Origin of the sequence: Pseudomonas sp. BN505, from assembly GCF_029873175.1 — a bacterium.
GTDB classification, from domain to species: Bacteria; Pseudomonadota; Gammaproteobacteria; order Pseudomonadales; family Pseudomonadaceae; genus Aquipseudomonas; species Aquipseudomonas putida.
In genome coordinates this window covers 92321-105055 of the sequence record NZ_SSOI01000071.1, presented here as the reverse complement: position 1 = coordinate 105055, position 12735 = coordinate 92321, and the positions used below count along the sequence as shown (strand labels likewise).

At 65.0% G+C, this 12735-nt stretch carries 12 protein-coding genes; 2 read left to right on the top strand and 10 right to left on the bottom strand.

Annotated features, from left to right (window positions below; translation table 11 throughout):
* Nucleotides 1–43: 43 nt before the first annotated feature.
* The gene (gene rne, locus E8E78_RS28805) at nt 44–3301 is read left to right on the top strand and encodes a ribonuclease E (protein ID WP_280315236.1); all 3258 of its coding nucleotides are present in this window, start codon (nt 44–46) and stop codon (nt 3299–3301) included.
* 147 nt (nt 3302–3448) lie between these two features.
* Here the strand turns inward: rne and murB are convergent, their stop codons facing one another.
* The 8 genes from murB to E8E78_RS28765 all read right to left on the bottom strand — a co-directional run bounded on the left by murB (nt 3449) and on the right by E8E78_RS28765 (nt 10305).
* Nucleotides 3449–4468, bottom strand: coding sequence for a UDP-N-acetylmuramate dehydrogenase (gene murB, locus E8E78_RS28800; RefSeq protein ID WP_059395218.1), 1020 nt, complete (start codon nt 4466–4468; stop codon nt 3449–3451).
* Entirely contained in the window at nt 4465–4929 is a 465-nt protein-coding gene (locus tag E8E78_RS28795) for a low molecular weight protein-tyrosine-phosphatase (protein WP_049276734.1), read from the bottom strand. The genes murB and E8E78_RS28795 overlap by 4 nt, the downstream gene beginning before the upstream one ends.
* The gene (gene kdsB / locus E8E78_RS28790) at nt 4929–5693 is read right to left on the bottom strand and encodes a 3-deoxy-manno-octulosonate cytidylyltransferase (protein ID WP_059395219.1); all 765 of its coding nucleotides are present in this window, start codon (nt 5691–5693) and stop codon (nt 4929–4931) included. Before kdsB ends, E8E78_RS28795 begins: the two co-directional genes overlap by 1 nt.
* The gene (locus E8E78_RS28785; RefSeq protein WP_003247142.1) at nt 5690–5875 is read right to left on the bottom strand and encodes a Trm112 family protein; all 186 of its coding nucleotides are present in this window, start codon (nt 5873–5875) and stop codon (nt 5690–5692) included. The genes kdsB and E8E78_RS28785 overlap by 4 nt, the downstream gene beginning before the upstream one ends.
* Before the next feature lie 44 nt (nt 5876–5919).
* Nucleotides 5920–6921 (bottom strand): tetraacyldisaccharide 4'-kinase, encoded by a 1002-nt coding sequence (gene lpxK, locus E8E78_RS28780; protein ID WP_059395220.1) that lies wholly within the window; start codon nt 6919–6921, stop codon nt 5920–5922.
* Nucleotides 6921–7355, bottom strand: a complete 435-nt coding sequence (locus tag E8E78_RS28775; protein WP_016500906.1) for a biopolymer transporter ExbD — start codon at nt 7353–7355, stop codon at nt 6921–6923. The genes lpxK and E8E78_RS28775 overlap by 1 nt, the downstream gene beginning before the upstream one ends.
* Complete coding sequence (locus E8E78_RS28770; RefSeq protein ID WP_016500907.1) at nt 7352–7987, bottom strand: MotA/TolQ/ExbB proton channel family protein; 636 nt, start codon at nt 7985–7987, stop codon at nt 7352–7354. Before E8E78_RS28770 ends, E8E78_RS28775 begins: the two co-directional genes overlap by 4 nt.
* Nucleotides 7988–8091: 104 nt before the next feature.
* Nucleotides 8092–10305: a DNA internalization-related competence protein ComEC/Rec2 gene (locus tag E8E78_RS28765; RefSeq protein ID WP_114942664.1), complete on the bottom strand. Its 2214-nt coding sequence runs from the start codon at nt 10303–10305 to the stop codon at nt 8092–8094.
* A gap of 142 nt (nt 10306–10447) precedes the next feature.
* Between E8E78_RS28765 and E8E78_RS28760 the strand changes: the two genes are divergently transcribed.
* Nucleotides 10448–11086, top strand: a complete 639-nt coding sequence (locus tag E8E78_RS28760; protein ID WP_139814005.1) for a DUF2062 domain-containing protein — start codon at nt 10448–10450, stop codon at nt 11084–11086.
* Here E8E78_RS28760 and E8E78_RS28755 read toward each other — a convergent pair.
* The gene (locus E8E78_RS28755; protein ID WP_016500910.1) at nt 10970–11749 is read right to left on the bottom strand and encodes an ABC transporter permease; all 780 of its coding nucleotides are present in this window, start codon (nt 11747–11749) and stop codon (nt 10970–10972) included. The genes E8E78_RS28760 and E8E78_RS28755 overlap by 117 nt on opposite strands.
* The gene (locus tag E8E78_RS28750; protein ID WP_016500911.1) at nt 11746–12678 is read right to left on the bottom strand and encodes an ABC transporter ATP-binding protein; all 933 of its coding nucleotides are present in this window, start codon (nt 12676–12678) and stop codon (nt 11746–11748) included. Before E8E78_RS28750 ends, E8E78_RS28755 begins: the two co-directional genes overlap by 4 nt.
* Nucleotides 12679–12735: the final 57 nt, after the last annotated feature.

The following is a 12735-nucleotide window of genomic DNA, read 5'->3' as shown; positions in this document are numbered from 1 at the left end:
TGCCGAACGCCGTTTCCGGCAGCCCGGAAACCGACGGTACAACATGAAAAGAATGCTGATTAACGCAACTCAACCCGAAGAGTTGCGTGTAGCCCTGGTGGACGGCCAACGCCTCTACGACCTGGACATCGAGTCCGGCGCACGTGAGCAGAAAAAGGCCAACATCTACAAAGGCAAGATCACCCGCATCGAACCCAGCCTCGAAGCCGCCTTCGTCGACTTCGGTTCCGAACGTCACGGCTTCCTGCCGCTGAAAGAAATCTCCCGCGAATACTTCAAGAAAGCCCCCGAAGGCCGGGTGAACATCAAGGAAGTGCTCAGCGAAGGCCAGGAAGTCATCGTCCAGGTCGAGAAGGAAGAGCGCGGCAACAAAGGCGCCGCCCTCACCACCTTCATCAGCCTGGCTGGCCGCTACCTGGTGCTGATGCCCAACAACCCGCGTGCTGGCGGCATCTCCCGCCGCATCGAAGGCGAAGAGCGCAACGAACTGCGCGAAGCCCTGAACGGCCTGACCGTGCCGGGCGACATGGGCCTGATCGTGCGCACTGCCGGCCTTGGCCGCAGCAGCGAAGAAATGCAGTGGGACCTCGACTACCTGCTGCAGCTGTGGACCGCCATCAAGGAAGCGTCCCTGGACCGCGCCGCGCCATTCCTGATCTACCAGGAAAGCAACGTCATCATCCGCGCCATCCGCGACTACCTGCGCCAGGACATCGGTGAAGTGCTGATCGACAGCATCGACGCCCAGGAAGAGGCCCTGACCTTCATCCGCCAGGTGATGCCGCAGTACGCCAGCAAGGTGAAACTGTACGAAGACAGCGTACCGCTGTTCAACCGCTTCCAGATCGAAAGCCAGATCGAAACCGCCTTCCAGCGCGTGGTCGACCTGCCGTCCGGTGGCTCGATCGTGATCGACCCGACCGAAGCCCTGGTGTCTATCGACATCAACTCGGCGCGCGCCACCAAAGGCAGCGATATCGAAGAAACCGCCCTGCAGACCAACCTGGAAGCGGCGGAGGAAATCGCCCGCCAGCTGCGCCTGCGTGACATCGGCGGCCTGATCGTGATCGACTTCATCGACATGACCCCGGCGAAAAACCAGCGCGCCGTTGAAGAACGCGTGCGCGAATGCCTGGAAGCGGACCGTGCCCGCGTGCAGGTTGGCCGCATCTCGCGCTTCGGCCTGCTGGAAATGTCCCGTCAGCGCCTGCGCCCATCGCTGGGCGAAAGCAGCGGCATCGTCTGCCCACGCTGCTCCGGCACCGGCATCATCCGTGACGTGGAGTCGCTGTCGCTGGCCATTCTGCGCCTGATCGAAGAAGAAGCCCTGAAGGACCGCACTGCCGAAGTCCGTGCACAAGTGCCGATCCCGGTGGCCGCGTTCCTGCTCAACGAGAAGCGCAACTCGATCACCAAGATCGAACTGCGCACCCGTGCCCGCATCATCATCCTGCCGAACGATCACCTGGAAACTCCGCACTTCGAAGTCCAGCGCCTGCGCGACGACAACCCGGAAGTGCTGAACAACCAGTCCAGCTACGAGATCGCCACCACCGAAGCCGAAGAGGCACCGCAGCAGACCGCCACCCGCACCCTGGTTCGCCAGGAAGCAGCGGTCAAGACCGCCCCGGCCCGCACCAACGCGCCGGTACCGGTTGCTGAAGAGCCTCAGGCTGTTGCCCCGGCCGCCCCGGCCCCGAGCGCCCCGGAGCCAAGCCTGTTCAAAGGCCTGGTGAAGTCGCTGGTCAGCCTGTTCGCCGGCAAGGACGAACCTGCAGCTGCCGCACCTGTCGTCGCCGAGAAACCGGCCGCCGAGCGCAGCCCGCGCAACGAGGAGCGCCGCAACGGCCGTCAACAGAGCCGCAACCGCAACGGCCGCCGCGACGAAGAGCGCAAGCCGCGTGAAGAGCGTGCCGAGCGCGCCCCGCGCGAAGAGCGCCAGCCACGCGAGGAGCGTGCACCGCGCGAAGAGCGTGCACCACGCGAAGAACGCGCCCCACGCGAAGAGCGTGCACCACGCCAGCCACGCGAAGACCGCCGCAGCAACCGCGGCGAAGAGCGCGTGCGCGAACTGCGTGAGCCGCTGGATGCCACCCCGCCAGCCGAACGCGAAGAGCGCCAGCCACGTGAAGAGCGTGTAGCCCGTGAAGAACGCGCCCCACGTGAAGAACGCGCCCCACGTGAAGAGCGTGCACCTCGCGAAGAACGTGCTCCGCGTGAAGAGCGCGCACCTCGCGAAGAACGCGCTCCGCGTGAAGAGCGTGCTCCTCGCGAAGAACGTGCTCCGCGTGAAGAGCGCGCACCTCGCGAAGAACGTGCGCCACGCGAAGAACGCGCCCCGCGCCCACCACGCGAAGAGCGCCAGCCACGCGTAGCCGAAGAAGCGGCCGAGCAGGCTGCCGAACTGGCCGAAGAGCAACTGCCGAACGAAGAGCTGCTGCAAGACGAACAGGAAGGCACCGATGGCGAGCGTCCGCGCCGCCGCTCCCGTGGCCAGCGTCGTCGCAGCAACCGTCGTGAGCGCCAGCGCAACGCCAATGGCGAGCTGATCGACGGCGGCGAAGAGGAAGAAGGCAGCGAAGAGCAGCCACAACAGCACCAGGCCACCGAGCTGGGTGCCGAACTGGCCGCCGGCCTGGCCGTGACTGCCGCTGTTGCCAGCAGCAACATCAGCGCCGACGCCGAAGCCCAGGCCAACCAGCAGGCCGAACTGGCCACCGCCGAAGTCGCTGCCGCAGCAGAGACCGACAACAGCCACGCCGCTCAGCCGGTCGAGAAGGCTGAAAAGGTCGAGCCGGTTGAAGCCGTCGCCAAGGCTGAAGACGTTGCCGTAGCCCCAGTGGTGGAGCAGCCTGTCAGCGAGCCGGTTGTCGTGGCCGAGGTCACTGCCGAGCCGGTGGTCGAAGTCGCTCCGCAACACCTGGTTGAAGAAGCGCCTGCTGCCGAACCGGTGATCGTCGCCGAAGTCCCTGTTGAAACGCCTGTTGTCGAAGCGGGCGAAATTGAACAGGCTCCGGCCGTGGTTGAAACCGCTCCGGTTGCCGAGCAGCCTGCACTGGTTGTCGAAGCCCAGCCAGAAGTAGTCGCAGAGCCTGCACCTGTGGTCGCCGAGCCTGCCCCGGTAGAGGCAGAAGCTGCCACCGTCATGCTGGCCAACGGCCGTGCGCCGAACGACCCGCGTGAAGTGCGCCGCCGCAAGCGTGAGGCCGAGGCCGCCGCCAAAGCCGCGCAGGAAGCTGCTGCAGCGACCGAGGAGCCAGCCCTGGAAGCCGCCGATGAGCACAAGCCTCATCACGGTTGATAGCCAAGGCTGAATGAAAAAGCCCCGCCAGTGCGAACTGGCGGGGCTTTTTCTTGTGTTCGTCGCTACTGCCGCATTGCCTATGAGATCGAGCGCCGCGCGGGCGGCGCTCGATTTCTGCCACCCCGCCATTCCAAAGCCGAACGCTCAGTAGAGGTTAGGCTCCATCTCCAGCTCAACCCCGAACCGCTCCAGGATATCCGCCTGGATCTGCCGTGCCAGCGCATGCATCTGTGCCCCGCTCGCCTGACCGTAGTTGACCAGCACCAGCGACTGCAAGCGATGCACGCCCGCATCGCCGTCGCGATGGCCCTTCCAGCCCGCCTGCTCGATCAACCAGCCCGCAGCCAGCTTCACTTGGCCATCGGCCTGAGGATAAGCAACCACTGCCGGGTATTGCGCACGAATACGCTCAACCAGCTCAGCCGACACCACCGGGTTCTTGAAAAAGCTCCCGGCGTTGCCGAGCTCCACCGGGTCTGGCAGCTTTTCACGGCGAATGCTGCAAATAGCATCACTTATCGCCTGCGCAGTCGGCTCGGCCACGCCCTGCTCCGCCAGGCGCTGACGCACCGGGCCATAGTCCAGATGGGCCTGCAAGGTACGGCTCAAGGCAAAACGCACGCGCAGGATCAACCAGCGCCCGGGGTTGCGCTTGAACAGGCTGTCGCGATAACCGAAGGCACATTCTGCCAAAACGAAGTCATGCAGTTCGCCCGTCTCGCGGTCCAGGGCGGTCAGGCCGGCAAACACGTCCTTGATCTCCACCCCATAGGCGCCCACGTTCTGCATCGGTGCGGCGCCCACGGTGCCTGGGATCAGGCTGAGGTTTTCCAGCCCGCAAAAGCCCTGCGCCAGTGTCCACTGCACAAATACATGCCACGGCTCACCGGCCTCGGCTTCGACCACGACATGTTCACCATCGTCGCTGAGTACACGGCAGCCACGGCTGGCCATGTGCAGCACCAGCGCGTCGATATCGCGGGTGAGCAGCAGGTTGCTACCACCACCGATGACCAACACCGGCAGCCCGCGCTGCTGCGCCTGGCCCAGTGCCTGACGCACCTGCTGGTCATCCTGAGCCTGGCTGAAGTAACGCGCCTTCACGTCGATGCCGAAGGTGTTGTACGGTTTGAGCGATACCTGCTCCTGCCACTGCCCTGTCATAGCCGCCCCTTGATTTCCAGCACCAGCGCCTGGCAGGCCGCCTCGACCAGGTCGAGCACCTGCTCGAAGCCGTCAGCGCCGCCGTAGTACGGGTCAGGCACCTCATCCAGCACCGAGCCATAGCGGCGCAGGAACAGGTCGAGTTCGCCCGCTGCGGTATGCGGGCGCAGGGCGCGCAGATCGCGCAGGTTGCTCTCGTCCATGGCCAGGATCAGGTCATACTCGGCAAAATGCGCCGCCTTGACCTGCTGGGCGCGCTGCGGCGACAGGTCGTAACCGCGCGCAAGCGCCGCCTTGCAGGTGCGGCTGTCTGGCGCCTTGCCGACATGCCAGTCGCCGGTGCCGGCAGAAGCCACTTGCACCCGGTCGGCAAGCCCGGCGGCCTGCAATTGATGGCGCAGCACGCCTTCGGCGGTAGGCGAGCGGCAGATGTTGCCCAGGCAGACGAACAGGACGCGCATCAAGCCTCCAGCAAGCGCCTTACGCGCTCCAGGTCTTCAGGTGTATCAACGCCCACGGCAGGCGCCTCGATGGCATCCTCGACGTGAATACGCACGCCGTGCCACAAGGCACGCAGCTGCTCCAGCGCTTCGGTCTGTTCGAGCCCGCACGGGCCCCAACCGACAAAGTCCTGCAGGAAGCCGACGCGGTAAGCGTACATGCCGATGTGGCGGCGATACGGCACGCCTTCTGGCAGCACGTTACGGTCCCTGGCAAAAGCATCGCGGGCCCAGGGCAGCGGCGCGCGACTGAACGTCAGGGCCAGGCCGTTCTTGTCGCTCACCACCTTGACCGCGTTGGGGTTGAACACGGTTTCCGGCTCATGAATCGGCTCGGCCAGGGTGGCGATGCCAGCTTCCGGGTGCGCAGCCAGGTTGGCCGCCACCTGGTCGATGATCACCGGCGGGATCAGCGGCTCGTCGCCCTGCACGTTGACCACGATGGCGTCAGCCGGCAAGCCCAGGTGCGCCGCCACCTCGGCCAGGCGGTCAGTGCCCGATTCATGGTCGGCACGGGTCATCAGCACTTCGGCGCCGAACGCCTGGCAGGCTTCCAGGATACTGGCGTCGTCGGTGGCGATGACCACACGGCTGGCAGCACTTTTGCGCGCCTGCTCCCACACATGCTGCACCATCGGCTTGCCGGCAATCGCCAGCAGCGGCTTGCCTGGCAAGCGTGTGGAGCGCAGCCGGGCGGGGATCACCACGGTGAAGTCCAGGCTCATTTGTCCAGACGCTCGTCGTCAGTCAGGGTACGCGCCTCGCTTTCCAGCATGACCGGGATGCCGTCGCGGATCGGGTAGGCCAGGCCAGCGCCCTTGCTGATCAGCTCGGTCTTGTCGGCGCTGAGCTTGAGCGGGCCCTTGGTGATCGGGCAGGCCAGGATATCGAGCAGTTTGGTGTCCATTGGAGGCTTCCTTTAGGCCAGGTGGCCGAAAATTGAAAACAGGCTCAGGGCTTGCGCAGCAGACGCTGCAGCTGGTTGTCGAACCAGGCGCTGAAAGCCGGCGTGGGCTGCGCCTCGACGGCCAGGTACCACCAGTCGTCAGCCGCGAAGGCCCGGCATTTCACCGCATCCTTCTCGGTCATCACCAGCGGCAGCGGCGGGCTGAAGGCCAGGCTTTGGACACTGAACCGTGCATGGTCGGCGAAGGGATGCGGCACCGGCTGCCAGTTTAGCCCCAGCAGGGTATTGAAGAAACGTTGCGGGTTGCCAATACCGGCCACCGCGTGCAGGCGCTGGCCTGCGGGGAAATGGTCGAGGGCACGACGCTCGCCAGTGCGCAGGTTGACCAGGGCGGACGGCTGCAGGCAGAAGCCAAAACCATCGGCGCGGTCGGCACTGGCACCGTTGAACAGCACCGCGTCAGCATCCTGCAGGCGTTCGGCGGGCTCGCGCAAAGGGCCGGCTGGCAGGCAGCGGCCATTGCCCAGGCCGCGGGCGGCATCGACCAGCACCAGTTCGAGGTCGCGGGCCAGGCGGTAGTGCTGCATGCCGTCATCGCACAGGATCAGGTCGAGCGGTTCGCTGGCCAGCAACGCCTGCACAGCGCGGGAACGGTCGGGGTCGATCATCAGCGGCACGCCGGTGCGCTGCACGATCAGCAGCGGTTCATCGCCCGCCTGGTCGGCCGGCTGGTCGGCCTGCACCCGCCAGGGCAGCTGCGGCGGCTTGGCACCATAGCCACGGCTGACCACGCCCACCTTCAGCCCCTGCTGGCGGCAGTGCTCGATCAGCCAGAGAATCATCGGCGTCTTGCCCGTGCCGCCCACGGTGATGTTGCCCACCACGATGATTGGCACTGGCGCCCGGTAGCTGGCACTTTCGCCACTGAGAAAACGCGCCCGCTTGCGCGTGACCACGCGGCGGTACAACGCCTCCAGCGGGCGCAGTAGCGCCAGTGCTGGGTGCCCGGCGTACCAGGCGGCGAGCAAACGGTCGGCGAAAGCCATCAAGGCGTGCCCTGGGCCGCCTCGACGGTGGTCATACGCAACTGGCTGAAACCGAGCTTGCCGGCGGCGTCCATTGCGGTGACCACAGCCTGGTGCGGGGTCTTGCCATCGGCGCTGATGGCCAGCGGCAGCTTGTTGTCACCGCCCGACTCACGCTCGATGGCCTCGCTCAAGGTGGCCAGGTCGCTCTTGGGCAGCAGGTGGTTGTTCACCGAATACACGCCTTCGGCGCTGATGGTGATTTCCACCAGCTTGTCCTGGTCGGCCGGCGCCTTCTCGGCGCTGGCAGCTTCGGGCAGTTCGACGCGCAGCTGGGTCTCGCGGGTGAAGGTGGTGGTGACCACGAAGAACAGCAGCAGGACGAACACCACGTCGATCAACGACGCCAGGTTGATGTCGACGTTCTCCCGCTGGCGATTGCGCCGGAACTTCACGCCTTGCCTCCGGCCACTTCCACTTCACGGTCGCCCTGGATCACTTCCACCAGCTTGATTGCCTCCTGTTCCATGCCCACCACCAGCTCATCGATGCGGCGCAGCAGGAAGCGGTGGAAGAACACCGCCGGGATACCGACCATCAGGCCGGCCGCAGTGGTGACCAGGGCCTTGGAGATACCACCGGCCAGCACGGACGCATTGGCATTCATCTGCGAGCCCATGAAGGCGCTGAAGATGTCGATCATGCCCAGCACGGTGCCCAGCAGGCCCAGCAGCGGGGCCATGGCGGCGATGGTGCCGAGCGTGCTGATGTAGCGCTCCAGTTCGTGAATGACGCGCGAGGCGGCTTCCTCGATGCACTCTTTCATGATTTCGCGGCCATGGCGCGAGTTGGCCAGGCCCGCGGCAAGGATTTCGCCCAGTGGCGAATCGGCGCGCAGGGCCTTGAGCTTGTCACTGGTCAGTTGCTTGTCCTTGATCCACATCCACACCTGGCCCAGCAGGTGCGGCGGGGTGACGCGACTGGCGCGCAGGGTCCACAGGCGCTCGACGACGATAGCCATGGCAGCGATGGAACTCAGAATGATCGGCAGCATCATCCAACCACCGGACTTGACCAATTCCCACACAGTAAACGCCCCTTCGCAAAAAGGCCGCCACTCTACCATAGGCGCGCCGAGGGCTCATCTGCCGGAGGTCAGGGAATTGGCGTATGCACCGGCCTGCCTCCCCCTCACTCAGCTCGAACCCGCCAAAACCGCCGCTGCCCCCTCATACCTTCGGCTTCGCCATGCTGCCCCACCACCAACCTCAATGCCCCCTCCACCGCCGTGTCATGCACCGCCAGCCCATGCCGCTGATAACGCTCCATCACCTGAACATGCGGGTGCCCGAAGCTGTTGTTGCGCCCTCGCGAAATCAATACCCCACGCGGCGCAGTAGCCCGGATGAACGCCTCGGTGGACGAACTGCGGCTGCCATGGTGCGGTGACTGCAACCAGTCGATACGCGGCGTTTCATGGTCTGCCAGCCAAGCCCGTTCGGCAGCAGCTTCCATATCCCCCGCCAGCAGCAAGCGCTCGCCCTGCGCCTCTACCAACAGCACACAGGAACGGTCATTGCTGCTCTGCCCGGCCGCCCAGCGCCACAGCGAAAAGCGCACGCCATCCCAGTCCCATTGTTCGCCACTGGCACAAGGCTGCAATGGCACTTCTTCCAGCGCTTCCCCGCCGATCAGCCGCCTGACTGGCAGACCACGCTGCATGGCCGAGGCACCACCCGCATGGTCGGCATGCGCGTGGCTGATCACCATCGTGTCCAGGCTGCCCACCCCCAGCTTGCGCAACGTCGGTAGCACCACCCGCTCCCCCAGGTCGCTTTCGCCTCTGGCCGGCCCGGCGTCGTACAGCAGGCTGTGATGCCGGGTGCGCAACAGCACCGCCAGCCCTTGGCCAACGTCCAGTTGCCAGACCTCGACCTGCCCGTGCGGCACCGGTTCCCTGGGCACCCACAAGGCCAGCAGCATCACCCCGCCCAACCCGCGCAGCGGCACTCCACGGGGCAGCAAAACCAACAGAGCGCCCAGGCTCACCAATAGCCAGGCCCATAATGGCAGGGCCGGCGCCACCCATGCCGGGCGCTGCTGCGCCACCAGCGCCAGCAGCCGAAACAGCCCATCCAGCAGGCCACCCGCCAGCCATAGCAACGCCTCCCCTACCCCGCCCAGTGGCAACAGCAACGTACCCAGCAGTGCCAAAGGCAGCACCGCCACGCTCACCCAAGGCACTGCGACAAGATTGGCCAGCGGCGCACTCAGGCTCACCGGCAGCCCCGTGGCCAGCAACACCGGCAGCAGGCCGATGGCGATCACCCATTGCGCGCGCGTCCAGGCCTGCCAAGGCCGCCAACCCCCTAGCCGGGCACTGAAGCAATAGACAAGCGTGACCACCGCCATAAATGACAGCCAGAACCCAGGCAGCAGCGCTGCCAGCGGTTCGACCAGCAGCACCGCGACCAGCGCCAGCAACAGCGGCAGCGTCGCACCGAGGTGGCGAAAGCGCAGGCGCCAGAGCAACACCACCGCCAGCATCAGGCAGGCGCGCTGCACCGGCACACCAGCACCGGCCAGCCAGCCGTAGGCCAGCGCCGCCGCCATGGCCAGGCCACACGCCCAGGGCAGCCACGGCAACCGAGCGGGCCACAGCCCCCAACGCGCCAGTCCGGCGACCAGACCGTACAGCAAGCCGGCCACCAGGCCGATGTGCTGGCCAGAGATCACCAACAGGTGCACCGTGCCGGTGGCTTGCAACGTCTGCCAGTCCTCCCGGGCCAGGCCTGTGCCGTCGCCAAGCACCAGTGCCACCAACGCGGCCTGCCGGCCATTGGCTTCGACCACCAGCAAACGCTGACGCAGCACATCGCGCCAACCACCGGTTACCGGCGCCAGCAGTTGCCCGGCCTTTACCGTACCGGTTGCACCCACCCGCCTGGCCAGCAGTTGCGCCTCCCGGTCGGGCCCATGTGGGTTGAGCAGCCCGGCGGGGCGCTGAAGGGTCACGGCCAGCCGCCAGTGCTCACCGGCCCGCAGCGGCGGCCCGCCGAACCAGCTCAGTTGCAGGCGTTGCGGCAGCTCGGCCCGCCGCGAGTGTGCTGCCTCCAGCTCGAAGCGCACGCCTTGCGAGGTGCGTGCTGGCAAGCCGACCACCCGCCCCTCCAGCCATAAGGTGCGGCCATCCAGGCCGGCAGCCAGGCGGTCATCAAGCGCCTGCTGAGCAGACCAGCACGCCCAACACAGGCCCAACAGAAAGCAGCCCACCGGCCAAACACGGGTAAACAGGCTGACGGCAGCACAGGCCGCCAGCGCTAGCAGCCACCCGACCGATGGCAATACGGGGAGAAAGCCCAGGCACAGCAGCCCGAGCGCGAGCGCAAACATCCCTGTGCGCATGAGGTAGAGCTCCAGAAGGTAAATCACCCCCTGAGGCATAGCTCAATTGCCGGCAAAGCTTGCTCAACAATTGTCACAAACTCTAAACGAGACTGCGCAGGATTAAGGGCATACTGCGCGGATCAACGCTCCGGGAGCCTACATGCCGCGCCGACTTTTCAAACGCTACATGCCGGACCCGACCAGCATTCGGGAACACAAGTCCTTACGCTTTTTCGGCAAGTTGCTGCACGATCCCAACCTCTGGCACCTGAACCGCCATTCGGTGGCACGGGCCATGGGCGTGGGCCTGTTCGCGGCGTTGATTCCCATCCCCATGCAGATGCTGCTGGCGGCGGCGCTGGCAATCCCGGTACGTGGCAACTTGCCGATCGCGGTCAGCCTGGTGTGGCTGACCAACCCGCTCACCATGCCGCCGGTGTTCTTCGTCACCTACATGACCGGCGCCTGGCTGATGCAGGTGCCGCCGCGCACATTGCCCGACGAACTGACGTTCGACTGGATCACCGACCAGCTTGCAACCGTGTGGCAGCCGTTCCTGCTGGGGTCGGTGGTGTGCGGGGTGGTACTGGGCATTGCCGCCTACTTCACCACCCTGCTGTACTGGCGCTGGTGGATTGCCCGGCAGTGGCGCCGGCGCAAGCTCAGATGTTCACAGCAGGGCTCATGCGCGCATGCCACGGCCGCTGACCAGCAGGCGGATGCACAACGTGTAGAGCACCGCAGTGGCCACCAGCATGAAGGTGATCGCCGTGCCAATGCTGATATCCGACACCCCTAGGATGCCGTAGCGGAACGAGTTCACCATGTGCAGCACCGGGTTGGCCAGCGACACGGTCTGCCAGAATGGCGGCAGCAGGTTGATCGAGTAGAACACCCCGCCCAGGTAGGTCAGCGGCGTCAGCACAAAGGTCGGGATAATCGAGATATCGTCGAAATTGCGCGCAAACACGGCGTTGACGAAGCCCAGCAGCGAGAAGATGGTGGCCGTCAGCAGCACCACGACCACGGTCACGCCCAGGTGGTGCACCTGCAGGTCGGTGAAGAACATCGACAGGATGGTTACGATCACCCCCACCGCCAAACCGCGCAGCACGCCGCCTAGCACATAGCCGACAAGAATGGTGTGCGGTGACACCGGTGACACCATCAGTTCTTCGATCGAGCGCTGGAACTTGCTGCCGAAGAAGCTCGACACCACGTTGCCGTAGGAGTTGGTGATCACCGACATCATGATCAGACCCGGCACGATGTACTGCATGTAGGTGAAGCCACCCATGTCGCCAATCTGTCGGCCGATCAAGTTACCGAAGATGACAAAGTACAAAACCATGGTGATCGCAGGCGGCAGCAACGTCTGCGGCCAGATGCGCAAGAAGCGCCGCACTTCGCGGTAGACGATGGTGTTCAGGGCGACCCAGTTGGTGCGCAGTTCCACACTCATACGGCCACCTTCGACAGGTTTTTTTCCACCAGGGACACGAACAGCTCCTCGAGTCGGTTGGTCTTGTTGCGCAAGCTCTGCACCTCGATGTTCTGCAACGCTAACTGGCCGAACAGCGCGGTAATGCCGATGTCCTTGTCCACTTGCACTTCAAGGGTATGGGGAGTCAGCAGCCGGCACGGATAGCCTTGCAGCACCGGCGCGCTGGCCAAGTCCTGCTTGATGTCGAGCACGAAGGTTTCGACATGCAGCTTGCCCAGCAACTGGCGCATGCTGGTGTTCTCGACGATGGTGCCGTGGTCGATGATGCCGATGTTGCGGCACAGCTGCTCAGCCTCTTCCAGGTAGTGGGTGGTGAGGATGATGGTGATGCCCTTCTGGTTCAGCTCGGTGAGAAAGCTCCACATGGAGCGGCGCAGTTCGATGTCCACACCTGCGGTGGGTTCGTCGAGGATCAACAGGCGCGGCTCGTGAATCAGCGCGCGGGCAATCATCAAGCGGCGCTTCATGCCGCCAGACAACGAACGAGACTGCACATCACGCTTGTCCCACAAGCCCAGCTGGGTCAGGTACTGCTCGGCGCGTTCCTTGGCCAGCTTGGGCGGAATACCGTAATAGCCGGCCTGGGTCACGACGATGTCGAAGGTTTTCTCGAACTGGTTGAAATTGAATTCCTGCGGCACCACACCCAGGCATCGCTTCAGCGCTGAAGGCTCGCGGTCGAGGTCATGGCCGAAAACGTTCACCGTGCCGCTGGTCTTGTTCACCAGGGTGGAGAGAATGCCGATGGTGGTGGATTTGCCGGCGCCGTTGGGGCCCAGCAAGGCGAAGAAGTCGCCTTCGGCAACATCGAGGTCGATGCCTTTGAGGGCCTGGAAGCCGTTGCCGTAGGTCTTGGTGAGCTGTCGGATGGACAGGGCGGAACTCATAGCGGGTCACTTACCGAGGAAAAAGGTGCAGGACACGCCAGGTAAAGTCACTGGCGC

Bases quoted from the DNA above. Each gene is read 5' to 3' on its own strand.
- E8E78_RS28755 (WP_016500910.1), bottom strand. From the start codon at position 11,749: ATGAGTGTGGAACTGCGCACCAACTGGGTCGCCCTGAACACCATCGTC.
- kdsB (WP_059395219.1), bottom strand. From the start codon at position 5,693: ATGAGCCTGGACTTCACCGTGGTGATCCCCGCCCGGCTGCGCTCCACA.
- E8E78_RS28795 (WP_049276734.1), bottom strand. From the start codon at position 4,929: ATGCGCGTCCTGTTCGTCTGCCTGGGCAACATCTGCCGCTCGCCTACC.
- rne (WP_280315236.1), top strand. From the start codon at position 44: ATGAAAAGAATGCTGATTAACGCAACTCAACCCGAAGAGTTGCGTGTA.
- E8E78_RS28785 (WP_003247142.1), bottom strand. From the start codon at position 5,875: ATGGACACCAAACTGCTCGATATCCTGGCCTGCCCGATCACCAAGGGC.
- E8E78_RS28750 (WP_016500911.1), bottom strand. From the start codon at position 12,678: ATGAGTTCCGCCCTGTCCATCCGACAGCTCACCAAGACCTACGGCAAC.
- murB (WP_059395218.1), bottom strand. From the start codon at position 4,468: ATGACAGGGCAGTGGCAGGAGCAGGTATCGCTCAAACCGTACAACACC.
- E8E78_RS28765 (WP_114942664.1), bottom strand. From the start codon at position 10,305: ATGCGCACAGGGATGTTTGCGCTCGCGCTCGGGCTGCTGTGCCTGGGC.
- lpxK (WP_059395220.1), bottom strand. From the start codon at position 6,921: ATGGCTTTCGCCGACCGTTTGCTCGCCGCCTGGTACGCCGGGCACCCA.
- E8E78_RS28760 (WP_139814005.1), top strand. From the start codon at position 10,448: ATGCCGCGCCGACTTTTCAAACGCTACATGCCGGACCCGACCAGCATT.